Genomic DNA, 26,980 nt, shown 5'->3' with positions numbered 1-26,980 from the left:
AATGGTCCAGATGACAAAATGTTTTATATCATAAGTCCATTTATTTACCATGCCCTCGCTCAACGAGCTCAAGGAGATCTTTAAGCCGAAGCTCATCCCTATTTCATGGGAGGAACAAGACAACTCATTGGTTCTCCTCGACCAAAGCGCCCTTCCCTTTGAAACTGTGTTCGTGAAGGTCAGGACTCCAGAGGAGGTAGCGTATGCCATTAAGACCATGAAGGTAAGAGGGGCGCCTGCCATAGGCATAACAGCAGCATATGGAATGATCACCGCTATACTCAAGTCCTCAAGCCTAGAGGAGGCGATGGGCTCCCTGTTCAAGGCTAAGTCTGTCCTAGACTCCTCCAGGCCCACCGCAGTTAACCTGAGCTGGGCTACTTCGCACATGCTTTCCCTATCCAAGAAGTTAGTTGAGGAAGGGAAGGTAAGGAGGGTAGAGGAGCTCTTAGCTGAACTGAAGGCCGAGGCTAGGAGGATTTTCGACCAGGAACTGGAGGCAGAGTTACAGATGGGTATCTACGGACTGGAGAAGATCGACGAAGGCGACACTGTCCTGACTCAGTGTAACGCTGGCGGCCTAGCTACGGGTACGGGAGTAGGCACGGCTCTAGCTCCCGTCAAGGTCGCTCACGCCTTAGGAATTAAGGTGTCCGTAATTGCTCCTGAGACAAGACCTTGGCTCCAGGGCAGCAGGTTAACCGTTTACGAGCTAATGAAGGAGGGGATACCGGTAAAGCTCATAACTGATACTGCGGTAGGTCTGGTCATGTTTAAGGGTATGGTCAACTCAGTGATGGTTGGGGCGGACAGAATCCTCTCGGACGGTCACGTCTACAATAAGATAGGAACCTTTAAGGAGGCAGTTATCGCTAAGGAGTTAGGCATACCCTTCTACGTGCTGGCCCCAGTGACGACATTCGATCTTAAGAATAAAGTTGAGGATATAAGAATAGAGGAGAGGGATCCCAATGAGGTTAGAACTGTGAGGGGAGTCCCCATAGCCCCAGAGGGAGTCGAGGTATACAACCCAGTGTTCGACGTAACTCCACCTAAATACGTTACTGCCATCATTACAGAGAGAGGGGTCATCTACCCTCCCTTTGAGAGAAACGTTAGGAAAACCGTGGGGAGATAACGTTTCTCCCATGCGCAACGTATCTGACCTCCTCCCTGCCCTAAAAAAGGTTCCACTGAGGTATAAAGCGTTACTCCCCTTTACGGGAGTTAGGTTAGTTGTTCTTCCCTACCTTCTCGTTGAGCTTATCGAACTTTTGATTTAGCCCGATGACCTCAGAGTTGAGCTTATCGAACTTTTGATTAAACTCCTCCCCGAGCTTTATCTGCTCTTGTGCCAGCTTCTCCACCTTTAAGCTTAGTTCCTCCAGTCTCTGGACAACTACCTTGTCAGCCAACGCCTCAGCTAGCTTCTCTATGAACTCCCTATCATTCCTTAATTTGTTGTAGATCTCCTCCACGCTCATATGTGAAAGGTGGGAATAATGGAGTAAAAAGATTTCGTCCATTGATGACCATTCTAGGTCTCCATGACGTATTGTTTTGAGTCTCAGTGAAAATAGGCTTCTTGGTTAATACCAGTTAAACGAGGCTAAAGACTTAGCCGCGATTTATCCCTTAGGCGATTAGATAATTGATGCGATCCTTAAGTATTAGGGGTTACCTCTATGTGGTAGAAACACGAAGGCCCACGTAATGGCTTACAGTTAATGAAACCTGATTCTCCAATGGCAAACCGGACTGGAATTAGGATAGAATATTCAGTAGACGTCTCTCCCTAGTCCTACAGTTCACCGTCTACTCAATACCCAACGTTTTTTAGGTCACGTTTGTAAATTGTGTAATGTTAACCGTCTCCGTAGACGTTGGTGGCACATTTACAGATATAGTAGGCGTAGACGAAAGAGGCAATTTCTTCACGTATAAGGGTCCGACTACTCCGGAGAACCCAGAGGTTGGCGTAATTCAGGGTTTAGCAAGTTTCAAAGGGGTTAGGTACCTCGTCCACGCCACTACCTTAGCTACCAACGCCATTCTGGGGCAAATGAGATTGAACCTGCCTAAAGTCGCACTTCTGACCACCAAGGGCTTCAGAGATGTAATAGAAATAGGGAGGCAGACTAGACCTGAGCTTTACAACCTTTTCTTTAGAAAACCAGTCCCGCTTGTACCTAGGGACATGAGGTTCGAAATCGAGGAGAGGATCTCAGCCTCTGGGGATGTACTGACCCCCATGTCCGAGCTCACCGTGGAGGAGGGCCTCAAGGCTGCTAAGGAGAGGGGAGCGTCCGTCATAGCCATATCCTTCCTGCACTCCTATCTGAATCCCTCCCACGAGAGGAGAGCGAAGGAGATTTCCCTGAAGTACTTCCAATACGTGTCTACCTCCTACGAGGTATGCCCAATTCCAAGGGAGTACGAGAGAACCTCGACTACAGTTTTGAACTCATTGTTGATGCCCGTAATTAGGAGGTACCTAACGTCCCTTGAAGAGGGTTTGAGACAGTTTGGAAATCCGACCATTTACGTCATGGCAAGTTCAGGGGGTCTCATAGACGTGAACGAAACCGTGGAGAGACCCGTTCAAATTATTGAGTCCGGGCCAGCAGCTGGAATTATAGGAACTTCCATCTTATCCAGGATCATGGGCATTCCCAACTCGATAGGTTTCGATATGGGAGGTACTACAGCCAAGGCTGGAACCATTTTTGATTATCGTGTGGAGGTGACCCAGGACTACGAGGTGGGCGGCAGGACACATCACGGGAGGTTAGTTAAGGGGACAGGGTATCCTGTGAAGTTTCCATTCGTTGATTTAGCTGAGGTATCTGCAGGCGGAGGGACTGTGATTTGGAGGGATGAGGGAGGGGGTTTGAGGGTAGGTCCCCTTAGTTCAGGTGCAGACCCAGGCCCAATGTGTTACGGTAAGGGGGGCGATAGGCCGACCCTCACGGACGCCAACCTAGTCTTGGGTAGGATACCCGATGTCATCTCTGGAGACCTTAAGTTAGATCCAAACCTCTCCCTAAGGGGATTAAGAGAGCTGGGGGATCCAGTTGAGGTCTCCGTGGAATCGGTCTCCTTGGCTACCCTTGAGATGGCCAGGGCAATCAGACTAGTTACTGTGGAAAGGGGTCACGATCCTTCCGGGTTCACTCTCTTTGCCTTCGGGGGTGCAGGACCCCAGTTCGCAGTTGATCTAGCTGAGGAGATTGGGATCACTAGGGTCGTTATCCCACCGTTCCCGGGCCTGTTCAGCGCTCTGGGTATGCTCTTCGCTGACCGAAAATTTGAGGCCTCCATGTCCTACCCAAAGGACTTGGAGAGAGGTTTCGAAGAACTGGAGAGAAACCTAAAGAGCAAACACCCGGATGCGTCCAACTTCTTGAGATACGCTGAAGTGAGATATGAGGGCCAAGGGTGGGAACTTACTATACCTGTTAACGACCCCGAAAAGGTGGAGGAGGAGTTCCAAAGAGTCCATAACTCAGTTTACGGTTTCGTAATGGATAGACCTATCGAGGTAGTGACCATAAGGAGCTTTGCCATATCCCCAGGGTTGCCACTATCTCTCCCCTCCCCACCTAGATCAGGTACCCCTGAGGTAAAGTGGAGGGAAGCGTTCCTAGAAAACTGGGTGAATGTGAGGGTTATGAAAAGGGAACAGTTACCGGTAGGTTATGTAGTGGAAGGACCTGCTATCCTTGAGGAATATAGTTCAACGGTGATAGTAAAGGATGGATGGAAGGCTAGGGTTCACGAGACCGGATCTCTAATCTTGGAGGAGGAGTGAAGTGACGCGATGGGAGATATTGAACAAGGCCACGGTATTCATAGCGGAGGAAATGGGGATAGCATTGAAGAGAAGCGCATTCTCCCCTAACATTAGGGAGAGAATGGACCACAGTTGCGCTTTAGTCAACCGGGATGGGGAAATTGTGGCCCAGGCAGAGCACATACCGGTGCACCTTGGCTCCTTTAGGATTGGAGTTAGGAACGTCCTGAACTACTTGGACAAAGAGGGGGTGGAGTTGGAGCAGGGTGACTCAGTGATTTTCAACGACCCCTACATTTCAGGGACACATCTCAACGACGTAGGGTTGCTTTCCCCAATCTTCAGAGGGAGATTGATAGGATACGTGGTGAATAAGGCACACCACGTAGATGTTGGAGGTCCGCTTCCAGGCAGTTTAAACCCCAATGCCTCAACTCTGTACGAGGAGGGCGTGATAATACCCCCCTTAAAGTTCGTGAAAAGAGGGGAGTTAAATAGGGACGTCCTGGATCTCATCGAGGAAAACTTTAAGGTACCTCATTACTCATTAGGAGACCTCAAAGCTCAGGTTGCGTCCAACAGACTGGGGATTGCTAGGGTACAAGAGTTATTGGAGAAATATGGGGCGGAAAGGGTAGAAGAGGGATGGAAGAGAGGGATAGAACATTCAGATATCATTACAAAAAAGGAGATAGGGAGATGGACTAAGGGTGCCTTCGAAGCTGAGGACTACCTAGAGTGGGAGGACTTCCTTAAAATTAGAGTTACTGTGGAGGTAGGCGAGAAGGTTAAGGCTGACTTCCATGGTACTTCCCAACAGATTAAGGGCCCTCTTAACGCTGTCCTCGGGGTTACTTATTCCTCAGTGACTTTCGCTGTCAGGACCTTAATCGGTGACGTTGAGACAAACGAAGGTTTTTACAGAAATGTCGAGGTGTCAGCCCCTGTGGGCTCCCTTGTAAACCCAAAGAGACCGTCTGCAGTCGGGGCAGGAAACGTGGAGACCTCTCAGAGGATAGCTGATGTGGTCTTCCTGGCTTTATCAAAGGTATTGCCAGAGAGGGTTCCGGCGGCTTCCAGTGGTACTATGATGAACGTAATGATGGGAGGAGAAGTGGACGGAAAGTTATGGTCGTATTATGAGACGGTGGGAGGAGGTAATGGGGGAAGACCCAACGGAAAAGGGGAGGATGCTGTACAGGTTAACATGACCAACACCATGAACACTCCCATAGAGGTCGCAGAGAGGCAATTTCCCTTACTCTTCACCAGTTACAAGATAAGGGAGGGGAGTGGAGGGATGGGAAAGTACAGAGGAGGTGATGGTATAGTGAGGGGATTTAGGGTACTCCATGAGACAAAGCTCTCCGTAATTGCTGACAGGTTCAAGGTAGGTCCCTGGGGACTTAACGGCGGTGAAAGGGGTAAACCGGCTAGGGTGACTGTGTCAGGAGAGGAAATGCCCAGTAAGTTCTCAATAACCCTAAGGCCTGGAGAGGAGGTCGTGTTGGAGACTCCAGGGGGTGGAGGTTACGGTAAGGCTGAGACCTCATAAAGGAGTAGGAGGGCTGACATACTGCGCACACTGCGATCCTATGAAATCAGGTTAAGGCTCACTCCACTGCTTTTTCCTCCTTGTTTATCTTCTCGTAAAGGACGTCTAAGAGGTCTATGAGTTTAGTCTTCTCCTCTTGGCTCATGTCCCTAAGAAGCTCCTCAGCCATCTCCTCGTAGATTTTAATGGCCTCCTCCGTGGCCTTCACTCCCTCCTCTGTGATGGTTATATTTATTATCCTTCTGTCCTGCCTGTCCCTTTCCCTCCTAACGAACCCCCTCTCCTCTAGCCTATCGACCGCTGCAGTGACCCCTGCCTGCGTCATTAGGACGTCACGGGCAAGATACACCATGGACTTAGGGGACTCCTTTACGCTCATGAGTATGAGAAAGTCAACGTACGTCATGCCGTGGGACTCTAGCCTCCTGTTGAACTCCCTCTTCATGGCCCTGTAGATTCTGGAGATCCTAATTAAGACCTCAATTTCTCTTTTTCTCTGCATCATATTGAACAACCTCCTCCAATATTTTAGTTTTGCCCCTCATGGCGGAAGTCACTGCTGCTATGAAGGATAGCAAGGCCCCGAAGTAGAAGGCCTCCCTCATTGCTGACATGAAGCTAGGTGCAATCGCCTGAGGGAACCAGGTCCTCTGCTCTATCAATTGGATTACAGATGAGGGTATTTGGGAGACCACAGAGGGTGGAAGGGACGTCAGGATGGTTTTAACTGGATCGTACCCCAGGAAAGCGGCGAATAACGCACCTGTAACAGGAACCCTTGACACATAGGACGCCAGTTGTGGCGCTCCTGCCTGCACTAAGGCGTTAGAAATGGAAGGTCCCAACGAGCTGCTCAATGATAGAATAACAATGGTAAAAAAGATGGCTATGCTGACCGTCTGTCCGGTGTTCTGGAGGGTGGACCTCATCCCTGACGCAGCCCCCCTGTGCTTCGCAGGAACGCTACTCATTATCGATGAGGTGTTAGGGGACGCAAACATTCCGTTCCCGACCCCTATCATAAAGATAATTGAACCGAAGACAGGGTAACTGAAGTCATAGGGTAAGGTAGAAAGCGCTAAAAACCCCGCTCCAACGATCAGCATCCCGGCCGTGGCTAACCCCCTAGAGCCGAACTTGTCCGATAGCCATCCGCTTACTGGACCTGCAGACACAAAGCCCAGCATAAGGGGTATAGTGTATATCCCAGCCCAGAATGGAGTGGAGGAGAAGGAATAACCGTGGAGAGGTAGCCATATACCCTGGAGAAAGATAACTATCATGATCATGAGTCCACCGTAGCCTACGGATCTGAGGAAACCGGCAAAGTTAGCCGCAGTGAACAGCCTTATCTTAAAGAGCTCCATCCTAAACATGGGGTACCTGACCTTGGTCTCGATGTATGGGAAAGAAGCCAAAAGTGCTAACCCAGAAATTAGGGAGGCTAGGACTGAGGGGTTACCCCACCCGGTCTCCGAGTTTCCGTAGGGCATAAGGGCGTAAGTCACTCCTATCAACACTAGGGTTAAACCCAACGCGTAGACCACGTTGCCTACCAGGTCTATTCCTTCGCCGACTCTCTGACTGGTCTCCTTCAACTTAAGGTAACTCCAAAGCGTTCCGAACACACCCACTGGCACGTTAACCAGAAAGACGTACCTCCAGTCTATGACTGAGAGGATGCCCCCTAGGATCAACCCTATTAAAGATCCTGCCAGGGCTGCTACCTGGTTTATTCCGAGTGCCCTCCCCCTCTCGTTTAAGGGGAACACGTCAGTTAGTATTGCTGCACTGTTAGCCATAAGGAAAGCTCCCCCTATCCCCTGGATTATCCTGAACAACACCAATTGGAGGGCTGCTACGTCCCCTGTTCCGAAGGTCATGGAGAGAAGTATAGAACCAACCGTAAAGATAACAAAGCCAAGGTTGTATAACCTAACCCTACCGTATATGTCTGAGAGCCTGCCGAAGGATAGTAGGAGGGAAGCTGTCACCACATTGTAACCTAGAAGTATCCAAAGGAGGTACTGGAAGGAAGTAGGGGCTAATGGGTTGATCCCAATTCCTCTAAATATTGCAGGCAAGGAAATTATGGTGATGGTACCGTTAATTGTAGCCATTAGAACTCCTAGGGTCGTGTTACTGAGTGCTACCCATTTGTATTGCATAATTAATGATCTAACTATTAGTTATTTAATCTTTCGCTAGGACAAGTTTCTGATCACTTTTCTCTCCACGTCTTCGACGGTTGGGATTAAGAAAAAAGTAGTGTTTAGGAACTTCCGACTGGGTTGAGGTCCTATGCACGCTTGTCTGACCTCCTCCTTTCCCCAAAGGACGAGGTTCACCGTTCTTTTTATTAATTGAGGGGAACAAGCCAAAAATCTGGCTCAGTGGACTCCCCATTGGTACGGAGTTCAGATCCATCTTCACGTTATTTCCTCAAACCCTCCCGGATTATGAGATGGAGTCCAACTTCCCCCAAGTAGTCATGTACGAAACCATCCCTTGTTTCATCAGCTTGGACAGACACAAAAAGCTTAAACGGGGTGTAGACGATCCCTCACTTGGCTGACCAGACCCTAAAATCGTCAAAGGTAGTCCTCCAACTTTACCAAGTTATCCGATTTTCCCTCCCTCAAGTACGTAGCTAGGTTTTTGCACGCGCTTATCATAGCTTGCCTTAATGTCTCCCCACTAGCTGAAGCTCCTGCAGTGTGAAGTGTTCCGGCGAAGTTCGGTAGTGACCAAAGAGGACTTTCGAAGTTCTCCTTACCTTCCTTTCTCCAAAATACGTCAGTACCGAACCTAAGGTCGTCCCTCTCTTTGAGGAGCCTAAAGATGTCCTCCTCCACTATGGTCTCAGCTCTACCTACATTCACCAGTATGGTATACTCCTTCATGGCCTTTAGAACCTCATAGTTCAAGATACCCCTCGTATATCTGTTTAATGGAAGAGAGACAAAGACGAAATCTGCATTCGATATGACTCTTGGCAGTTGGTCTGGAGTCAACCTCTCGTCGAAGAACTCCGGTCTCCTGAATGACCTGGAGATACCTATTACCTTCATGGAAAAACCCCGCATCGCAATCCTAGCAATCTCCGACCCTATACCCCCAGCACCTACGATCAAGGCTACTCTACCTGTCACAGAGTAAGTCGAGCCCCTCCTCTTGGAATTGACCCCCTTTGCCAAGGAGAGGGCTAGAGCCCACGCATGTTCAGCCACTGAAGTTGAGTACGCGCCTGCGTTGGATAGTACAGTTACACCATTGAGGTACTGGAAGGGAAGGTCATCGACACCAGCAGAGAAGGTCTGGATCACCCTTAGTTTAGGCATTTTTGAGATAAAGCTCGCTGCCTTACTAGGCCACGTCATGAGAACTTCGGCATCTTGAAGGTAAGGCTCCACATCAGAGTCCCTAACCTCGAACTCTCTAAGTATAGAACCACATTCCTCAGGAAGTTTCTCTAATGAGATTATCATAGGTATAATCTTCTGTAGAGGTATTTAGACCCTATTCCTATTGGCATCCCTGGGGAAGTTTACCGTGGCTCGCTATCCTCCAACAACAAAACGGTGTTTGCGTACACCTTCTTGATTCCGGAGTCAGTCGTATAGATCTTTGCACCCTCCCTTTCAGCTAAGGATATTACATAGCAGTCTACAATGGAAAGGAAACTGCTTTGAACCTTTAGTTGGCCAGCCCTCAAGGCCAAATCCTTATCGGTTGGAACTACTTTGATGGGCGAACCCAATATCAATGAAGTCTTTACCTTACTGGCCTCTGCCCCTTTTATTTTTGAATAATTGTAGAAAAATTCAGTTAAGTTGAGGTCAGTAGTCATGGCCAACGAACTTCCGTTATAGATTTCTATCATCAGCTCCTTTGCCCTATCGTTTAAACCAGAAAAATAGATGAAAAAGAAACCAGTGTCAATAACTACTCTCTTTTTCAATTTCAACTCTCCTATCTTCTTCCAATTCCTTAACTAGCCTCTTCCCAGTTTCCTTATCATCAACACCGAAAGCCTCAAGTAGAGTAGACTTTGGTCTGAGGACTATGGCGTTATCAACTATTTCCACCTCCAACCTGGATCCCTCCCTTATGTTGATCCTCTCCCTGACGCTCAATGGTAACACAACTATTCCTTTCTTGTATACCTTCACTTCCATATGTAGGGTTAGTTTAACTATAATTTAAGTTTAACTGCACTGTAAGTTATACTCCACGTACCCAAATGACCCCCATAGAGGGTTAGGTTTACCCTTCTATATGATAATAGAACGGCAAATTTCGCCTTTTAGGGCGGGGAGGAGGTCAGACAGATAACACAGGGATATCTCCGCGGAACAAGATACTGGTGAATGCGAGTTAACAGGGCCCTAGCCGTTAGTTTTTTAAGACCATGTTCTGTAAGAGAGTCGCTCCTACAGGAGTAGGGGATGGCGTCCCCCTGGACTTCGGGTCCAAACCGCCGGATGTGTGAGGGCTGATGACGCCTATCTCATGAACGGTGAGATAGGTTGAATGGTTTAACTGAAGCCCTGCTGGTAATAGTCCCGCTCTTAAGTAACGTATTTATTTGGAAAGTTAAGTACTCAAGTTTAGCCTCGTCAGTTTTGACCCTCACGCTTTCCTTGATCTCATACTTTGACCTACCAGTATTCACACCTACCCTTTACGTGACTAGGTTCACATGGTACTTCCTCGTTATGGTGGCTAGTGTTTACTTCTCCTCTACCGTATACTCCGTGATATACGAGAGAGTGGACAAGTTAAGGGAGAGGAACTATTTCTACTTCATGAACATGTTTTCTGCCTCCATGTTCTTTACACTTATCGTGAACAACTTAGGGCTCATGTGGGTTGGGTTGGAGGCAACCACCATCTCCTCAGTGTTGCTCGTCACTCATGAAGGGACGCAGGAGGCTCTAGAGGCGGGCTGGAGATATGTGATAATAGTGTCCACTGGAATAACCTTCGCCTTCATATCTTTGATCCTGCTTTATTTTGGACTCCACACCTTGCAGATCTCGTCTATTCTCTACCCCCACGCTTCTCCTCTTTTCGCCTTAGCGTCAGTTATTGCGCTAATGGGGTTTGGGACGAAAGCTGGGTTATTTCCAGTTAACACCTGGCTCCCTGACGCTCACAGCGAAGCTCCTCCAGCCGTAAGTGCAATGTTCTCTGGAGTCCTACTGCCTGTGGCAGTTTACATCCTTCACTTAATATACGTCATAGCACCCCTTCAATCAGTTTACAGTTGGACCGCAACCATTTCCGTCTTAGTTGCGTCACTAATGATGGCAGGTCAAAGGTATTACAAAAGAATGTTCGCCTACTCAACCATAGAGAACATGGGGGTAGCCATCCTGGGAATATCAACTTCGTCTACCATGGGAATTGCTATACTCCTAGTCTCTCACGCCTTCGCCAAGGCTGGCGCATTCTACGCTTCCGGCGCCATAATGAGAACCGTGGGCTCGAAGCAAATCAACGAGTATGGACTCATCTCCTCTCCTATGACCTCTGCCGGACTTCTTATGTCATCTCTCGCAGTCACCGGAGCCCCTCCCTTTGCAAATTTCTTTGGGGAATTCTTGATACTATACAACGTTCTTGGGAGCCATATGGTTGCTCAATTCTTCGTAACTTTGCTATCCTTGGCCCTAGCGTTTATCTCAGTTAACTATCACGTTTCTAGAATGATCTTCAAGGGTAATTGGAAAGGGCAAGAGGGTAAATCTCTAAGTGTCTTAGCTCTCATGACCGCTCTTGTACCCCTTACCATAGGAATATATCTGCTTGTTGGTGGTCTGCCTTGAGGATTGTGGGTGATTTGGGACCTTACTGTCTCACATCAGAAGGCCTAACGGAGGGACCGTGTAGGTATCCACCAAATTTACAGGTAGAAGGTGGCTATGGGTCCTTTAATTTTCTTTACGGTCCATCAACCGGAGGTTTACTGGAGAGCGTAGCGTTTGAAATTCTCACTTACGGAGAGTCCATTGAAAAGATTGAAAGATTAAGTTACAAGCCCAGGGAAATTAGGGTCAGGGACCTCGCCCCGGATGAGGTCCTCATGAAAGTTGAGAGAATTAACGTGCCTTTTTCTGCGTCCCATACTATCGCCTTTCTGTCAGCAGTCGAAGATGCCTTGGATGTAAACCCTCCAGAGGAGGTCCTGGAGTCTAGGATAGCTCAGCTGGAACTCGAAAGGGTGAGAAATCACCTCCTTGTTATCCAGAGGCTCGCGGAGGCAGCGTCCTTCCTCGTACCCTCGTACAGGCTCCTATATTACATTGAGGAGGTTAACAGAGCAATTTCCAAGTCGTGCGGGCATAGATATTTCCTAGGTGCTAACTTCCTCGGTGGAACCAGATGTCAGAAGTTAGAGGTACCAAAAATAGACTTAGAGGAAATTTGGGATCTTACAAACAACAGAATATTCATTGACAGACTACAGGGGAACGGTATAGTGAGGGAGGAGTGGGCCATCGGACCTGCTGCTAGAGGAGCTGGTATGAATTACGACGCTAGATCAGAGGTTCCAGATCTCAAATACACGAACTATGGCTTTAGGATAGTAGTTGAAAAAGATGGAGACGCGTTCAGCAGAATGATGGTTAGGTTGAGGGAGATAGAGGTTTCCATGGAAATCCTAGAAGGTTTAGAGTTTAAACCTGTACGCTATGATATTCCTAAGGGATCAGGGACTGGATTGGGAAGAGTGGAGAGTCCTTCGGGCGATTTAGCGTACTTAATCCAACTGGATCAAGGGAAAGTAAAGGAGTTACATTTGTTTCCTCCGTCTAGGGTAAACAGTCAGCTCTTCCTGAGGACCATGCGAGGGAACATATTCACTGACTTCCCTTTCAATTGGGAGAGTTTCGGGATATGGATATCTGAGCTGGAGGTGTCCTTATCTTGAACTGGTTCCTTAGAGGGATTAAGAAGGGAGTCGTCACAGAAAAGAGATTTCCGGAGGTGCTTTGGCCCTCTACCTTAGAGTGGAGGGAAAAAGGGGAAGTGAAATGTCCCACTGGTGCCATAAGTGGAGGAGAGTGGTATCCAAACAAATGCGTATTCTGCAGGCATTGCGAAACCGCGTTGTCTCCGACAGGTAAACCCTTAGGATTCAAGGTGGAGAAAGAGGAGCCAACCTTTAAGAAGTCCTTTTATCTGTATCCCATTGACGTTGGAACGTGTGGTGGATGTAACGTAGAGCTTAGGCTTATCTCTTCTCCCCAGTACGACATGACGAGGTTTGGGATATTCTTCACAAATACTCCTAGACACGCTGACGCTCTGGTTGTTATGGGAGTTCTGTCACCAAGAATGGAGGAAGTCCTGAGAAGGGCATATGATGCCATGCCAGAGCCAAAGCTCATAATTCTCCTCGGAGTGTGTGCGTTGAGTGGAGGAGTCATGGGGGTCCCACCCGATGTGCGCGGTGACGTCCTTATTCCTGGATGTCCTCCAACTCCTGAATCAATCCTCAGAGCTCTAGTAAAGGCCAAGGGAGGGGAAGGGATTTGACTCCAGAGCTTATTGCATTAGGAATCATGATTTTCTCCCTTATCATCTCCCTCTGGAAAGCTAAGGTCTCGTTCACTTCTACAGCCATAGCATCATTGTTCTTTATCATATATGGGCTGAGTGCAGGGGAATTCAAGGTCTTTTATCTCGTTTCCGGCTCGGTGTGGCTTCTCTCCTCAATCTTCTCTGCGTTTCATGAACAAGAGAGGTGGTATTCCCTAACTTTCTCAGGTACTGTACTAGGGATAATGGTAACCCTACTCTCCAAAAACTATCTACAATTTCTCACGGGCTGGGAAGTAATGACTGTCTTTGCTTACGCATCTATTGGGTACTATAAGAGGGAATGGAAACCACCCTAACGTGGTAAACCATAGCGGAAGAGTATTGTTTATCTCTTCAAACTTGAGGGTTCCAGTATCTAGATACGCAAACAGGAAACCGGTAATTAGAAATACCGTACTGAGTTCTCCAAAGGACAGAAGAGTGAAACCTGCCTCCTTAAAACCGGAGTATTTCCGTTCTTGGTAGTAGAGTGGCTTCCATTAGCCCACGGTAACGCTAAGCCCAGTCTATCCTCCGTGTTAAGCGCCTCAATGACCCTCACAGGAATATACGGGATATTCAAGATGATGAGCCTTAGCCCCCAATCGGATGGGGTAGGCTTGTTCTTGACCCTTACTGGCGCTTTCTCCGTATTATTTGGGGCACTTTACTCCTACGTATCTGATCACGTTAAGGGCATGCTAGCCTTCAGTACGATAGAAAATAACGGGGCCATATTGGCTGCCCTAGGTTCAATTGAGCTGACCAACGACGCGCTGTTGAGAGCTTTCGCCTTCTTCAGCTTATCGGTTTACGTTATAGCCCATTCCCTGGCAAAGACCGGTCTATTTCTGGTGACTGGATATGTTAAGGGTGAGTCTATGTCCAACTTAACGACGGAAAAAAGCCTTCCTCTTGAATTAGGGACTGTGTTGTTGACCGCCTCGATGTCTGGTCTTTTACCCACTATAGGAGGAGTAGCTGTTTGGTCTCTCTTGGAGACCTTGTTCATGGAAAGTATCTCCTTAAAGGGAGTGCTTGCACTTGACCCCTTGATAGCGGGAGTCTTAATAGGCTTAGGGGAGGGGTTTGCCGCTGGAGCTATGGCAAGGTTCGCCTCTTTCACCTCCCTAGTTAGACCAAAGGGGACTGGTAAGGGAAGGTTAATTGCACTGATTGGAATGCTTATGCCGATCCTAGCTCTCCTGAGCTATGTCATTTCCCCTGCTTCCGCTTCCATTCCGAACCTCGGAATGTTTGGAAGATCTGTGTTAGTCTCTAGTTACTCCCAAGGCTCCTTCGGTGGAATATCTCCAATATACGTACTTGTTTTGCTAATAGTAGTACCCTCCGCCGTTGTTCTCGTTTTCGGCAAGAGTAAAACAAGGAGGGTAGAGCCTTGGGATAACGGATCAGGTAACAAGCTAACTTACACGTCTTTTGGAATAGCTAACAACATCAGGTTGATGCTTAGGACTATCCTAAGGACTAAAGTAGGAGATGCTCTTGAGACCAGTGCGGACGTTTTCTGGATTGCCATCGTCTCCTTATCCAAGATTTACTCAAGGTTCTCTAGGGTCTTCTCAAGGGTTTACATGAACAGTTCGTTGTCATGGTACATGGTCTACATGATATTAGCTTTCATTATCCTCATCCTGGTGGTGACGCTATGATCCTGGCTACAGTAGTGGAGACTCTAGCTCAAGTTCTAGGGACAATCCTTCTATCCCCTCTCTATGCTGGGATAATGGAGAGACTGAAGGCTACTGTGGAGGGAAGGAGAGGTCCAAGTATATTTCAACCCTACTACGACATAACTAAACTCTTCAAGAAGGAGTTCCTGCTACCAGGTAATGCAGGGGTATTGTTCATCTACGGTCCATACTTAGTGTTCTCTATTTATGTCATTATATCGTTCGTGATACCAGTAGTTTACCCTAGACCTGTGTTTCTAACACCTACAGTGGACTTCCTAGGGGGAGCATTACTTTTCTCTTTAGCTGCTTTCATAAAAGTTTACGAGGCTATGGAAAGCTCCAGTAACCTAGTTACCCTAGGCGTCAGCAGAGTCCTTTCCTTCTCCTACCTCGGGGAGGCAACCCTTTTCTCAGTGTTCATTGCAGTAGCGCTAATAACTGGTACCAACAACCCTTACGTTACCATGGAATTCGTGCAGTCCTTGGGAAATTACCTCCTTCTGCCCCACATATCAGCGACTGTAGCCTTTTTCATGCTATGGCTATTCGAAACGGGGAGGTTACCTCTCGAAAGCTCAGGATTGGCTGAGATGGGTATAATAGATGACTCGCTGATTTACGAGTACTCTGGGTCTAGACTGTCTCTCCTAAAATGGGGGAGTTACATGAAGTCTTATTTGTTGGGGTCAGTCTTCCTCAATGTATTTATGTTACCATGGGGTCTCCTTACCGGTCCATTGGGCGCCGTGTTGGATTTGGGTATAATGTTCGCAAAGTGGATATTCCTCATTGTCTTGACGGTCGTCATAGAGACTTCGCTAGCTAAGTTCAGACTGTTCAAAGTACAGGACTTTCTGACAGTGGCTTTGGTCCTCTCCATCATCTCGTTAATTCTCACGGTGATAGACAATGGTTGACCAGTTGCAGCAAGGGATAGTTATCATCTCCTTTCTGCTACCAGTAACAGCTTTATATATACAAGGTCAAGCGTTCCCTGTACCGTCCATCAAGGGTATAGGGATACAGTCCTCAGTGGTTGCTCTTCTCTCAACGGTCTTGGGTATAGTGTATAAACAGGAAGACCTACTCGTTCTAGGAGGGATCATCATTCTAACTAGGTCTTTACTGACACCCATGGTTCTTCTAAGGGTCGCTAAGTTTAGGAATTGGGAAAGGGAAAAGATAAGGGGGATTACTTCAACCTTTGTGCTTAACACAGTCTTCTTCTTTTCTGCCTCCCTAGTGATAACATTTCTGGTTCTATCTAGGGTGTTCCCTGGCGTCAACGTAGTGGAGATATCCGTACCTTTTATCCTGTTCTTCCAAGGGATGTTCCTTATTGCGTCTAGAAAATCCACAGTTGCCCACATTCTCGGATATGTTGAGCTAGAGAACGCCCTAGTAGCTTTGGGAATATTCCTGATCCCTCCTCCCTTGCTGATAGACGTTACGGTCTTTTTGGACGTCCTAGCGTTGGTCGTGATATCGTCCATCGTGATAGTGGAAAAGAGAGAGCATGAGCCTATGGAGGAACTGATGGGATAGTGAACCCTTGAGGGTCCAAAAACTCTGAAACTTTTCCTTTAACGCATTGACTTTCCCTCAAATGGATTAGGTCGTGAATAGAAAGTTTAAGCTAGGATGCTCAGGGCAACTAGCGCAATTGATATTGAAGTCAAAATCTCAAAGTTTGTCCTGAACAGTCTGTGAGCTAGTAGAGACCCTAGGTACCTGCTCAACACGTTTGTTATCAAAAACGGTAGAAAGTACCTAACCCCTAAGAGAAGGGCCACCCCACCGATAAGGAAGTCCAGATCCATTATGGAGTAAAGGAGAGACCTTCTTACCATGCTCGTCATTGAAACTCTTACGTCCAGGTTAACGTGATACCTGTAATTTACTATCCTAGTTATTGCGCAGAGTAGCAGTACCATGGAGATTCCCCAATAGGAATTCCATGAGCTCAACTTCAGTGACATGAAGACAAAGGAAAAGGAGTATGCTAAAAGAGTGTACATGGGTGGGCACGCCAACGATGCCCACTTTTGACCCGTCCTCCTGAAGTACAACGAGAAAAACCCTCCCTTGAAAGGGTTTAGCCCATCTAGCACGGACACGCTAAGGATAGCAATAGGAGTCAGAAGAAGCATCTCCTCCCCTCAGTCTGACCTGGTGAGCCCTAGCATCTCCGAAATCCACAAGGAAGCCCCTCTCTACCGATAGTCCGTCCTCAGAGTTCAACTTAGCCATCCATCCTCTTATTCCATCTGGGTAAAATTGGTTATCCCATGAGCTATAAAGGGAATTGGTCACGTAGACCCTCCTTCCGTCCCTACTCACCTCCAACATCTGGGGTCCCCCAGATAGCTCTGAGGTCGAGGGATGAGGTTCTCCTCTCCCAATCCCACCGAGCCTGACCTTCCCCACGAGGATCGGTTTGAATGGGTCGGTCACATCGTACTTTCTCACCTCACCAGTCCCCCAACAGCTTAGGTATAGGAATCTATCGTCCAAGGAAAGGTCTATATCCGTGACCAGGGGTGGGACCATACCGAAGGGCTTCAAAATTTCTGGCACGTTGCCCTCAGGCTTCTCCGCAGGGATCTCAATGACCTTTTGAGCTTCCCATTTTCCCTGCTCTTGGTACCACAGCCATATGGAGCTGCTCAAGTCCTTTAGGCTCACTACTAAATTGACGAAACCCATCATCTTGGATGGGTCGTGAAATGGCCTGAGCTCAAGGGCCATCCTGTTCTCCTCCCCAAAAGTTAGGGAGTGGACTTTCTTCCTTCTTTCTAGATCCCAGAAGTGTATCCTATTCCCGTACCTCTCCTTGAGGTGGTCAAGTTTGAGACCATCCTCAATGACGTTAGGAACTGACCACTCGCTTGTCACCATAACACCGTTGGGAAGGTTCCACCAAAAATCATATGCTAGGCTTTGATCGCCCCTATCAATCTCCCATCTCCCCAACACTTCAAAGCTATAGTGATCCAGGACCAGAATCCCCCCTGGGGCTTCCCCTTCAGGGTTTCCGAAAGCACTTATGTAAATACCGTTGGGACCGCAATGAACTGTGTGCAACCGGCTATACTTGGACTTTTCCGTAACTTCCGTTGGTTCTATGACCTTTACTATTCTTGGGTTCTTCGGATCCTCCTTAACATCGATCACGTATATTCTGGATGACCTGAGCCCAGGGACTATGAGATATCTCCTCTCTAGCCCGGGTTTACCGTTTGGACATAACGATGAACTACAGGCGTTCCATCCGAAGTGGTGAAGTTCGTCCCCCACGTAAGGTAGTTGAACCTTCCCTACAACTTGGGAGTAAGTTGGGGAGTTCGGATTCACGTCAATGACTGCAACGTAGTCGGGTTTACCTATACCTGTTCCCTCATATAGGCACGCTACGTACGCTAGATCTTCGGCTTTAGCTCTCATAGCCTCTTTCGCTGAGGGATAAAACGTCGGGTCTAACTTGAAGGATATCCCCATATTATCAAGTTAAATGTGTATAATAAATACTTTGTTATATATGCAAAACTTGCACATCTTTTGAAAATTTTATCTTTTACGGCTTTAGGAACGGTCGTTAATAACTACGGATGGGGAGCGACATGCTGAAAGGAGCTCAGTTTTACCTTGAATCCGCCGTCCAACTCTTTCAGTCTTCCCAGTCTAAACATTATGAAAGCTCTCCATTGGAAGGATCAGGCTACCCTTTTCCTGTCCCAAAATACCCATGACAACTCTGTCCAAGGAGGGCTCAGTTGTCAGTTCCCCTGAGAAGAGAGCGCCGCTGAAAGGAACCATGAAGACCTGCTTGAACCTCCCAACATTTGCCTGGGCTAACTTCACCTCTTCCATGAACCTGTCAGGGAGCGGAGAAACCTTGTTCAGTACCAAAACGTCTGCGTTGTCCTTCTCCATCCATAGCACTTGAGGTTCTGAGACCAGTATTGTCAGATCCCTCTGGACGTCGCTCGGAGGAGAGTCCAGAATTGTGAACTTGGGCTTTGGATCTCCCCTGAAACCGACCTTCTTCAGGTACTCGCTGGAAGTCTTACTGACGCTGAAGTCTTCTAACCATACCCTATACTTCATCTCCTTCAATTTAAACAAGGTGTAGATAGCTACTGTCGACTTCCCGGTCCCTCCTTTCCTTCCGACAACTGCGATTCTCAAGCCAGCTCACCTATAAACTTTAAGCAGTCAAGGGAGAATTGACTGTTCCGCATCCTCAAGGAAATTAGAATCTTAAACACCTCCTCCCTATTTACAGGGATGAAGTAAGACCCTAAAGGTCTGCAGAACAGCTCGTTGGAGTTCACAAGAACCTTACCGGCTTCCATACCTTGGATCCTCAACGTTACTAGATCCGTCATCCAGCGGTTAGGTCTAACTAAGTAGGTTTCTCCTCCCAGTTCCCCTACTACCTTACCTGAAGATACCTTCTCCTCATATCTGTCCATAACGATGTAAGTTCTCTTGTTCAGAATGTACCCTAAAACGCCGGTTCTAGGATCGGGGATGGGGAAGTCTATCCCTATGACATAGCTATCACCGTTTTTACTTTCAACAGCTTCCACCCCAATTGCAGGGTCGACCCTCCACGTCATCTCTGCGTAGTTTGGTAGAGTTTTAAGGTTGAAGGGTATTGGACTGCTCCTCCTGAGTTTTCTCTCAAATGAGAAAGGAGAGTTTTCTATTGAGACGAAGACACCGCTTTCCCTGAGACTTCCTCCCAGTTCTAGGGTGTCCTTGAGTGTGTTGGGTAAGGGGTGAAGGGAGACCTTCTTGTACATTACTAGAATGTCGAATAGCGCTTTCACCTCACTTGAGTCCATGACGAGGTCTACATAGTTGGTTGTAGGCGGACTGGTCTGAAGGAGGTCAGACGCATAAATTCTTTCCATTGACTAATGGATCAAAAGCCGGACTTTTAAGCGTTAGAACTTATCCTGTAAATGGGTTTACGTGGTTAGGACAGGTGGAAATACCACTTTGGATACTTAATTTAAGCCCTAAGCAGGGAATCCTCTTCATCCCCTTAGGCGTATGACTCAATTTGTCTCATTCTCGAAGGGTAAGCCTATGGATACACCCACTGTCTATTGCTTAGTCTATAGGGGCTTATTACCTACGTTTTACATCCTCCCTTGGTGACTAGAGATGTGATGCCGTAGCGAACAGTTTCAGTGAGACCATCATGTCTATATGATCTGGGTTGTTGAAGACTTTATAAACCGCAAAGAAGTCTAGCCCCAGGTGTGGGCCTGTATCCCGAAAGGCTGGTAAAACATATAGACAGTCAAAGGTTTCCGTGTTCCCCCTTTCCTAGGTGGGTCGAGGTCACCCCTTGGGGCGGAGGAGGTGAGAGCGAGCTCCCCGCACGACTCCTGTGAAGCCCAAGGGTTGAGGGTTGATACCAAACGACTTCAAATCCGGTGAGACCCAAACCCCTAGTAAGATAACCTTGAAACCAACTGAATTAAAGGTCTTTAACAAAAATTTGAAGGGGCTTTTCAATCTAAAACCTCTGTCAAAGATATAAAGAGGCTAAGACAAAAATACAGAATATGAAGACTGTCTCTAGACTATCCATTACTATTCTTAGCGATAACTTCTCTTCCACGCTAATGCCACCCCTCATGGGCGAGTGGGGGTTTTCAGCGTACATTGAAACAGATAATGCAAAGATACTTTACGACGTTGGAAACTCAGGCATACCTTTACTCCACAACTCGAGGGCCCTAGGAATAGACCTTGAGAGCGTTGACTACTTAGTCCTGAGTCACGGACATCTTGATCACACAGGTGGGTTAAGAAACGAAGAATTAAGACGTAAACTGAGGGGTAAGGTCATCCTCGCTCACCCAGGTATTTTCGACAGGAAATTCATAAACTGGAGGGACAAGATGGAGTACATCGGTCTCCCAGTGGCCATAGATGAGGAATTTAGACCAATCTTGACCAGGGAACCCATTGAGTTCGCCAGTGGGATAATGTTTAGCGGAGAGGTGAAGAACTACGGTTTTCCTAGGTACGTGAAGGGGATGTACAAGGCCACTGATGCGGGACTCGCGCCCGACCTTATGCTCGACGACACGGCCCTTTACATCAACGTCAAGGATAAGGGGTTGGTAATTGTGACCGGTTGCGGCCACTCAGGCATTCTGAACGTCCTTAACCACGCTAGGGAGGTTACGGGGGTTAGGAAGGTGATTGGAACTGTAGGTGGGCTTCATTTACTGTCCTCAGATCCTAAGGAGGTGCAGGAGGTCATGGATAGACTAAAGACTGAGGTGATCAAGATAAGCCCAGCCCACTGTAGCGGTAACTTAGCCAAGGTACTGGCTGGAGAGAAATATCAAGAAGCAGGAGTGGGTTCAGTACTCAACTTTGAGGATATATCCTAAGATCTTTTAAATAAAATGTGGGGACGATTGATTATCTAAATCTACAATCTATATATGTCCCGTTGACTATATGGGTCTATAGTTACTATATAATAATAATAACTCTAAAGAGATAATTCCTATATCTCCGTAAACTTAACTACTGTCATGAAAGACATATTTAAGCCGCTTGACGAAAAGAAATTTTCCTTTTTCCACCTGAAGTCTCTCGTAACTACAGGGATGGGAGTTTTTACCGATGGTTATGATCTTTCCTCCATTGGAATAGTCCTCCTACTGGTGTTGGGAGAGTTTGGGATCACTCCGAAGTCGCCAGACTACGTAACCTTGACTGGAGCGATCTCTGGTTCCGCGTTGATTGGAGCTGCCATTGGAGCTATTATCTTCGGCTTCCTATCCAACATGGGAAGAAAGAAGTTTTATGGACTCGACGTAACGCTCATGACAGTGGGCGCCCTGCTTCAGGCGTTTGTTACGAGTCCTACAGAGCTCATACTCGTAAGATTCCTTTTGGGAGTGGGAGTAGGGGCCGATTACGTCCTTTCCCCGATGATAATGGCTGAACACGCAAACGCTAAGGACAGAGGTAAAGCCATAGCCTTAGGGTTCGGACTGTTCTGGGGTTTCGGAGCCACACTAGCTGCAGCATTATATTTAGGATTGCAAGCACTACATTTCCCCCCTGATCTGGTGTGGAGGATCGTCTTAGCTGCTGGAGCTGTACCCTCAGCTGCCGTAATATATTTGAGGAGGAAGATACCTGAGACTGCTAGGTTCCTTGGAAGGATAAGGGGAGACACTCAAGGAGTTGAGAGAGTGATAAAGGAAGTAACGGGAGAGGAAGTAAAGGTTAAACAAGATCTTAAGGACAACAATGGCTGGACCACATATTTTGCCCAAAACTGGAAGCTCTTTATTTCTGCATGTCTGCTTTGGTTTCTATTTGATATAGTTGCCTATTCTGGGATACTTTTCGGTCCGAGCCTAATAGCCCAAAGCCTAGGGGTAAGTCCCGCCGTGTTCCAGTTCCTCATAGAGGGCGCTTTCACTATCCCTGGTGGTTTAGTTGCCCTTTCCCTAATTGACAGGGTAGGTAGAAGACCCCTTCAAGTTATCGGATTCGTCATTATGGCAATATCCTTGATCTCCTTCGCATTGTATAGGAACTCATCTGGAATGGCCTTTTCTCCATCGTTAGCATTCATACTGTACGGTCTACAAAACTTCGGTTCTCAAGCTGGACCTGGATCCGTGTCTGCGTCTGGGATCCTTGGGGTTGAGCTAGCCCCTACCAAGATAAGGGGGTTCGTCCAGTCTCTGACCGTTGCGTCAGGAAGATTGGGTGCAGCGCTAACTGCCTTCGTGTTCCCTGCACTATTTAAAGAGTACGGTGAGGCCTTCTCAGTAGCTTTCCTTTCCGTAGTGGCCATAGTTGCAGCAGTCTTAACTTACCTATCCATACCGGAGACCAAAGGGCGTGGACTTGAGGAAACCTCTGGTGAGAGTTTGGTCTCTGAGAGAGCTGTTTAGGTGGATTTAAGACGAAGTTTTTTCCATCAACGAGAAAAAGATCCCCTGATTAACCCTGTAATCCCTTTCCTTAAAGCCGGCGTTTAGGAAACTCTTCCTCATTTTTCTCACTATTTCCAAATCAATTAGGATAAGAAACCCATTGGACTTTATTACCCTATGGATTTCCTTGGATAAGTCCTCTCTGAGATTTCTCGTTACGTTGTAGAAGTATAGCGGGACGTAGACTAAGTCGAAGAACCCATCCCTGAAGGGAAGAGGAAAGAGGTTCTGCACCAGTTGGTGATCTACACCTCTCAGGTAACCTCTTACCTCTTGAGTTGTTATTTCATCGTTCCAGAGATCTAGAGAAGTGAGGTTCAGCTTGGGGAGCATAGTCTTCAAGGTTAAAGTAAAGAGACAGTTACCGCACCCTATTTCGAGGACGTTGGAGGGATTTATAACCTCTACAAACTTAGTAAGGATCTTACTGTAAAACAACTCCTCATCAACCGTTACGCCCATTCTCCTGTAAGGCTTGTAGTCCCACGCATGTATGCTCTCGAAAAGAGATGACACAATGACTTTCGATGTGGGAATAGAAAAGGGATAACCCTCACCTTTAGGGGTTTAGACGATATGGAGGGGAGCAATGCGTGATGATCTTGACCGGGACTAATTCGAATGCCCTTGACATGTGGAAGAATATATGCCTTCTTTCAGTGGATATGGGTAGATTCAAAGTTAGCGACTAACGCTCTCTAGAGATTTTCTTCACGGAGGCTTCTCCCAAGACGACCCTGACCCCTCAATCACGTTTTAGATGATTTACTCCCAGAGATGGAATAAATAGTATCATGTTTTTATCATGGGAAACTGTTCAAGCTACAGTCTCAGCTACCTTGGAGCTAGTAGATTGGAAAAGAGCACCATGGAAACTCCTCACTATCTCCCTTAACATTTCCGAATCTCCGTGAAGGACTCTGACCACCTCTAGAGTGGACACTTGTATCTTAGTCACGTTGCCCTCTGTCGCAAGTTTGGAGGAGTTTGTTATCACAAACCTTCCACCTACGACGTAGTTCTTCTTATCGTGTTCAACGGTGTTGACTCCTGAAAGTAACTTCACCTCCTCGTCGGAGTCCCTATCGTCGTTCATTAGCTTCACCTCTCCTAGATAGGCCAGATCGTCCTTGAGGAAGAAAAGGCCTACGACCAGGTACTTCCCTCCGGATTCGACCCTCTTACCCCTCATATGGACGTAGCTGATCCCCAAGTCCTTAGCCTCGGAGTAAAGCGTCTCCCTCACCAGTTTCTCCAGTTCCTTGGAGTCCTCGTCAGGGTTCTTCAGGGAATGGGAGCTCTTTAGCTTCTCCCTTACGCAGGATATATCCCCGGCGCATTCCTTCTCAAAACCCTCCACTTGGGACTTCACGTACTGAAGGATCGAACTTACAGTGTTAAGCTCCCCTCCGTTCCAAAGGGAAGCTACTATGGGGAAGAGGTCCTCAACCAGCGGGTGGCAATAGGCGTCTATTATTTCCCGAATGTCCTCACCTGTGAGAGCTCTGTCCAGGGAAATTCTACTCTCGTCTAATCTCCTCCTTATGGCGAGGTCCGTCACCCTGCTGTAGGAGTCAGTTGGGATAGCCATAACTACTGGAATCCCCAGACCAGCATTAATCAACCTGTGGATCTTGGGGATGTGTGACTCCCTTACTTCATCTATTAGAAGACCTACGTCCTCAATCTGCCTGTAGTCGGAGAGCATCTTTAACATTCCGTCAAAGTCCCTCGGGTAATCCAAACAATAAAGTCTCAAGTTCAAGTTGTCTAGCTTTCCGCAAGACTTTGAGAGCCAATCCTCAAACTTTACGCCCATTAGCTTTTTCAAGAAACCGTACCCCAACTTTCCGCTAATCTCCTTTAACTTAGGTAACGTCTTAGCCCTCAACGAGCTAGGGTCCACCTTGCTCCAGAACTCCTCCTCAATGGAGCCCTTGCTTGCTAAATCCAGGAAAAACATGGTGTGGCCAACGGATTCCTGGAGCTTCTTGAGGATGGTAGTTTTACCCATGCCAGGTTGGCCGATTATGGAGGCGGTGTCCCTATTCCTCACAACTTGTTGCGCTTTTTCCAGGTAGCCTTTGTACGTTGGCCCTGCGAGTATGACGTTACCGCTACTCCAGGTTGTTACGGTAACTTTAGGTACTGAACATATCATAGTACTCATCTCTTCCTCTTTATTATCCCGTAAATGGAACCCCGCCTCACGTAACCTTCATCTCCACCTGCTATTAGGTCGTAGTTCTCCTCAATGTAGTCCCTTAGGTTAGAGTAAAACTCCTCTTTGCTTACACCCAGTTCTACTCTAATGGCTTGGAGGTGGGCGTAACCTAGGTTGTCCCTGACCCTTTCGTATACCTGCTCAAACTGAAGGTGATTAACTCTCTTTCCCCGAGAGAGGAGATCTTGCATCTTTTTAACCTCCTCCCTCAGCTCAGTTATCTGCTTTAGGACCAGGTCTATCTTATCTTCAGGACTGGAAGGGACCTTAGTTGTCCTACCGCTCCTCGCTCTAGAGGCTTGAGCGAAGTCGGAGCTGAAATTAGGCATTGATGAGAGCTTAAGGTGACCCTGTACAGACCCCACTACACTACTAAATAAAGTTGGGAGTGAGCTTCTAAAAGCACCTAGGATATTACCAGTCCTCAACATGTAATTGGTATTCCCTTCAGTGGACTTAAATAGGGCAGGGGATATAATACCAAAACTTCTTGTCCCCCAAGAGCTTCTGTTTTGTACCTTCACCTTACCAACTATATTTCTGACTCCCCGCCCTGAATGGCGAGGCTTCGTTTATCTTTATGAAGTGTCCGGCAAGAAATAAGAGGAGATGACAGCGAACATATAGCGCTAGCCTAGATCTCAGTACCTTACTCGCATTGTTTATGTTGTTATAATGATCTCACCCCTCACTAACTTAAAATCTGCTATTTCCTGTTCGACAAAAAACTACTGACCGAATTACTCTACTTGCCCCATATCCGGGAGTTACTTCACACGTGGAAGTCCGGTTACGTCACGTTGATGAGAGGTCGAACGACTGGTCCTTCAGTTTTTCCTTCAAGTTGGAGACTGGAACCCTCTTTACTATGAGGTTGTTGAGGGTAGAGAGTTCCCTCTCGTCCCTGTTGAAGGCTACATATCCACAAACCTCTCCTCCCTTCAGGTAGATTGAAACAAAGGAGTTGGAGTCCACGTTACCCCTCAGCACGTAATCTTCGTACTCCCTGGTCTCCCCTGCAGATTCTATATGCAGATCAAAGATGTCAGACCAAACAGTGGAGAGGAAATCATACTTCTCTTCCCCTCCCATCATGTTCTTGGCAGCAATAACCCCAGTGTACTGGGCATTGTTCCAATGCTCTATTCTCCTCCTCTTCTTAGTTATGGGATCCATCACGTTGGCTACATCTCCTGCCACGTAAACGTCCTTAAAGGATGTCCTCAGATGTTCATCTGCCAGGATGCCATTCTCCACTGCGATCCCGCTCCTTTGGGCGACTTCCACATTAGGGAGTATCCCCACTGCCACCAACACTAGGTCACCATCAACTCTCTTGCCCCCTTGAGTCACTACCCCCTCCACCTTGCTCCTCCCCACGATCTCTTTAACACCTTCTCCAGTAATTATCTCTATACCTCTGCTCTGTAGGTAACTCATCACGTGCTTTGAAATATCCTCCCTAACGAATGAAGTCCATATGTGGGGTAACGCTTCGATTATGGTGGGCCTTAAACCGAGCTTAACTAAACTTGACGCCACCTCGATCCCTATGAAGCCTCCTCCTACTATCACAGGTCTCTTGACCCCCTTGGCAATACTCTCCTTAATGGAGTCGCAGTCCCTTAATGACCTCAGGTATTTCACCCCAGGTAGTTCCTCCCCAGACACGTTAAGTTTTCTTGGTCTCCCACCTGTAGCTATAAGGGCTTTGTCGAAGGATACTGACCTGCCACCCTTCAGGACGACCTCCTTGGAGGTGTTATCTATCCTCTCCACTTCAGTGTTCAACATGATCTCCACTTTATGCTCCGCGTAAAACTCAGGGGGATTAAAGAAGGGCTTTTCCACCTCTCCCCTAAGGTATTCCTTTGACAAGGGTGGCCTGTCGTAAGGGAAGTCTTGATCAGACGTGATCATTATCACTTTCTTAGATAGGAGCTCGGTGAGGGCGTGATACCCCGCAACTCCGCTTCCAATAATGACGTAATCCGCATGCTTATCCATATACGGAGTAGGTTACTGTTTAATATAAGGTTTCACTAAGTTTATCTTACTAATTTCGTCTTATTGAGACTTAAAGGCAGGCAGGTAATGAAAATGAAGAAATAGCTCTATTTTTATTGG

At 47.4% G+C, this 26,980-nt stretch carries 25 protein-coding genes, 1 pseudogene and 1 riboswitch; of the genes and pseudogenes, 12 read left to right on the top strand and 14 right to left on the bottom strand.

Going from position 1 to position 26,980, the window contains the following annotated elements:
• Positions 1-49 precede the first annotated feature (49 nt).
• Positions 50-1,138 carry an S-methyl-5-thioribose-1-phosphate isomerase gene (locus GWK48_RS09805; RefSeq protein ID WP_174631842.1) on the top strand — a complete coding sequence of 363 codons (1,089 nt, stop codon included), beginning with the start codon at positions 50-52 and terminating at the stop codon, positions 1,136-1,138.
• Positions 1,139-1,232: 94 nt separating this feature from the next.
• On the opposite strand, the gene GWK48_RS09800 is transcribed toward GWK48_RS09805, so the two are convergent.
• Positions 1,233-1,484 carry a hypothetical protein gene (locus GWK48_RS09800; protein ID WP_174631840.1) on the bottom strand — a complete coding sequence of 84 codons (252 nt, stop codon included), beginning with the start codon at positions 1,482-1,484 and terminating at the stop codon, positions 1,233-1,235.
• 377 nt (positions 1,485-1,861) lie between these two features.
• Between GWK48_RS09800 and GWK48_RS09795 the strand changes: the two genes are divergently transcribed.
• Positions 1,862-3,811 carry a hydantoinase/oxoprolinase family protein gene (locus GWK48_RS09795; protein ID WP_174631838.1) on the top strand — a complete coding sequence of 650 codons (1,950 nt, stop codon included), beginning with the start codon at positions 1,862-1,864 and terminating at the stop codon, positions 3,809-3,811.
• 1 nt (position 3,812) lies between these two features.
• Positions 3,813-5,348, top strand: a complete 1,536-nt coding sequence (locus tag GWK48_RS09790; RefSeq protein ID WP_174631836.1) for a hydantoinase B/oxoprolinase family protein — start codon at positions 3,813-3,815, stop codon at positions 5,346-5,348.
• Between the two features lie 58 nt (positions 5,349-5,406).
• Here GWK48_RS09790 and GWK48_RS09785 read toward each other — a convergent pair whose 3' ends face one another.
• The 5 genes from GWK48_RS09785 to GWK48_RS09765 all read right to left on the bottom strand — a co-directional run bounded on the left by GWK48_RS09785 (position 5,407) and on the right by GWK48_RS09765 (position 9,526).
• Positions 5,407-5,853 carry a MarR family winged helix-turn-helix transcriptional regulator gene (locus GWK48_RS09785; protein WP_174631834.1) on the bottom strand — a complete coding sequence of 149 codons (447 nt, stop codon included), beginning with the start codon at positions 5,851-5,853 and terminating at the stop codon, positions 5,407-5,409.
• Entirely contained in the window at positions 5,828-7,516 is a 1,689-nt protein-coding gene (locus GWK48_RS09780) for an MFS transporter (protein ID WP_174631832.1), read from the bottom strand. Before GWK48_RS09780 ends, GWK48_RS09785 begins: the two co-directional genes overlap by 26 nt.
• A 423-nt stretch (positions 7,517-7,939) precedes the next feature.
• Positions 7,940-8,836 carry a 2-hydroxyacid dehydrogenase gene (locus GWK48_RS09775; RefSeq protein WP_174631830.1) on the bottom strand — a complete coding sequence of 299 codons (897 nt, stop codon included), beginning with the start codon at positions 8,834-8,836 and terminating at the stop codon, positions 7,940-7,942.
• 59 nt (positions 8,837-8,895) lie between these two features.
• Positions 8,896-9,309 carry a type II toxin-antitoxin system VapC family toxin gene (locus GWK48_RS09770; protein WP_174631828.1) on the bottom strand — a complete coding sequence of 138 codons (414 nt, stop codon included), beginning with the start codon at positions 9,307-9,309 and terminating at the stop codon, positions 8,896-8,898.
• A complete protein-coding gene (locus GWK48_RS09765) occupies positions 9,287-9,526 on the bottom strand; it encodes an AbrB/MazE/SpoVT family DNA-binding domain-containing protein (RefSeq protein ID WP_174631826.1) in 240 nt (79 codons plus the stop codon). Before GWK48_RS09765 ends, GWK48_RS09770 begins: the two co-directional genes overlap by 23 nt.
• 257 nt (positions 9,527-9,783) lie before the next feature.
• A riboswitch (Fluoride riboswitch) is annotated at positions 9,784-9,863 on the top strand.
• 14 nt (positions 9,864-9,877) lie between these two features.
• Between GWK48_RS09765 and GWK48_RS09760 the strand changes: the two genes are divergently transcribed.
• From GWK48_RS09760 to GWK48_RS09730, 7 genes and pseudogenes are all read left to right on the top strand, one after another.
• Positions 9,878-11,179: a proton-conducting transporter transmembrane domain-containing protein gene (locus tag GWK48_RS09760; protein ID WP_174631824.1), complete on the top strand. Its 1,302-nt coding sequence runs from the start codon at positions 9,878-9,880 to the stop codon at positions 11,177-11,179.
• Between the two features lie 5 nt (positions 11,180-11,184).
• Positions 11,185-12,285, top strand: coding sequence for an NADH-quinone oxidoreductase subunit D-related protein (locus GWK48_RS09755; protein ID WP_246263949.1), 1,101 nt, complete (start codon positions 11,185-11,187; stop codon positions 12,283-12,285).
• Positions 12,282-12,893, top strand: a complete 612-nt coding sequence (locus tag GWK48_RS09750; protein ID WP_425487479.1) for an NADH-quinone oxidoreductase subunit B family protein — start codon at positions 12,282-12,284, stop codon at positions 12,891-12,893. The genes GWK48_RS09755 and GWK48_RS09750 overlap by 4 nt, the downstream gene beginning before the upstream one ends.
• On the top strand, positions 12,890-13,255 hold the full coding sequence (locus tag GWK48_RS09745) for a hypothetical protein (protein WP_174631820.1): 366 nt from the start codon (positions 12,890-12,892) through the stop codon (positions 13,253-13,255). The genes GWK48_RS09750 and GWK48_RS09745 overlap by 4 nt, the downstream gene beginning before the upstream one ends.
• Before the next feature lie 147 nt (positions 13,256-13,402).
• Positions 13,403-14,611 (top strand): annotated as a pseudogene (locus GWK48_RS09740) (proton-conducting transporter transmembrane domain-containing protein); the annotation flags it as partial.
• A complete protein-coding gene (locus tag GWK48_RS09735) occupies positions 14,608-15,552 on the top strand; it encodes a respiratory chain complex I subunit 1 family protein (RefSeq protein ID WP_174631817.1) in 945 nt (314 codons plus the stop codon). The pseudogene GWK48_RS09740 and the gene GWK48_RS09735, both read left to right, overlap by 4 nt.
• Positions 15,545-16,180: a hydrogenase gene (locus GWK48_RS09730; protein WP_174631815.1), complete on the top strand. Its 636-nt coding sequence runs from the start codon at positions 15,545-15,547 to the stop codon at positions 16,178-16,180. Before GWK48_RS09735 ends, GWK48_RS09730 begins: the two co-directional genes overlap by 8 nt.
• 86 nt (positions 16,181-16,266) lie before the next feature.
• Here the strand turns inward: GWK48_RS09730 and GWK48_RS09725 are convergent, their stop codons facing one another.
• The 4 genes from GWK48_RS09725 to GWK48_RS09710 all read right to left on the bottom strand — a co-directional run bounded on the left by GWK48_RS09725 (position 16,267) and on the right by GWK48_RS09710 (position 19,554).
• Entirely contained in the window at positions 16,267-16,785 is a 519-nt protein-coding gene (locus tag GWK48_RS09725; protein ID WP_174631813.1) for a hypothetical protein, read from the bottom strand.
• Positions 16,754-18,133 carry a selenium-binding family protein gene (locus GWK48_RS09720; RefSeq protein WP_174631811.1) on the bottom strand — a complete coding sequence of 460 codons (1,380 nt, stop codon included), beginning with the start codon at positions 18,131-18,133 and terminating at the stop codon, positions 16,754-16,756. Before GWK48_RS09720 ends, GWK48_RS09725 begins: the two co-directional genes overlap by 32 nt.
• A gap of 183 nt (positions 18,134-18,316) precedes the next feature.
• The gene (locus GWK48_RS09715; RefSeq protein ID WP_174631809.1) at positions 18,317-18,823 is read right to left on the bottom strand and encodes a nucleotide-binding protein; all 507 of its coding nucleotides are present in this window, start codon (positions 18,821-18,823) and stop codon (positions 18,317-18,319) included.
• Positions 18,820-19,554, bottom strand: coding sequence for a hypothetical protein (locus GWK48_RS09710; protein WP_174631807.1), 735 nt, complete (start codon positions 19,552-19,554; stop codon positions 18,820-18,822). The genes GWK48_RS09715 and GWK48_RS09710 overlap by 4 nt, the downstream gene beginning before the upstream one ends.
• A 663-nt stretch (positions 19,555-20,217) precedes the next feature.
• On the opposite strand from GWK48_RS09710, the gene GWK48_RS09705 reads away from it, so the two are divergent.
• Together GWK48_RS09705 and GWK48_RS09700 are read left to right on the top strand one after the other, a co-directional pair.
• Positions 20,218-21,057 carry an MBL fold metallo-hydrolase gene (locus GWK48_RS09705; RefSeq protein ID WP_174631805.1) on the top strand — a complete coding sequence of 280 codons (840 nt, stop codon included), beginning with the start codon at positions 20,218-20,220 and terminating at the stop codon, positions 21,055-21,057.
• A 147-nt stretch (positions 21,058-21,204) separates the two neighbouring features.
• Positions 21,205-22,587, top strand: a complete 1,383-nt coding sequence (locus tag GWK48_RS09700; protein WP_174631803.1) for an MFS transporter — start codon at positions 21,205-21,207, stop codon at positions 22,585-22,587.
• Between the two features lie 6 nt (positions 22,588-22,593).
• Here the strand turns inward: GWK48_RS09700 and GWK48_RS09695 are convergent, their stop codons facing one another.
• The 4 genes from GWK48_RS09695 to GWK48_RS09680 form a co-directional block, all read right to left on the bottom strand.
• Complete coding sequence (locus tag GWK48_RS09695) at positions 22,594-23,145, bottom strand: class I SAM-dependent methyltransferase (RefSeq protein ID WP_174631801.1); 552 nt, start codon at positions 23,143-23,145, stop codon at positions 22,594-22,596.
• A 301-nt stretch (positions 23,146-23,446) separates the two neighbouring features.
• Positions 23,447-24,790: an ATP-binding protein gene (locus GWK48_RS09690; RefSeq protein WP_174631799.1), complete on the bottom strand. Its 1,344-nt coding sequence runs from the start codon at positions 24,788-24,790 to the stop codon at positions 23,447-23,449.
• 5 nt (positions 24,791-24,795) lie between these two features.
• Positions 24,796-25,377 carry a hypothetical protein gene (locus tag GWK48_RS09685; protein ID WP_174631798.1) on the bottom strand — a complete coding sequence of 194 codons (582 nt, stop codon included), beginning with the start codon at positions 25,375-25,377 and terminating at the stop codon, positions 24,796-24,798.
• A 271-nt stretch (positions 25,378-25,648) separates the two neighbouring features.
• Positions 25,649-26,860 (bottom strand): NAD(P)/FAD-dependent oxidoreductase, encoded by a 1,212-nt coding sequence (locus GWK48_RS09680; protein ID WP_174631796.1) that lies wholly within the window; start codon positions 26,858-26,860, stop codon positions 25,649-25,651.
• Positions 26,861-26,980: the final 120 nt, after the last annotated feature.

The sequence above is a fragment of the Metallosphaera tengchongensis genome (genome assembly GCF_013343295.1).
Lineage (GTDB): Archaea > Thermoproteota > Thermoprotei_A > Sulfolobales > Sulfolobaceae > Metallosphaera > Metallosphaera tengchongensis.
The sequence above is the reverse complement of the archived record's forward strand: the minus strand, read 5'-3'. Positions and strand labels throughout refer to the sequence as shown.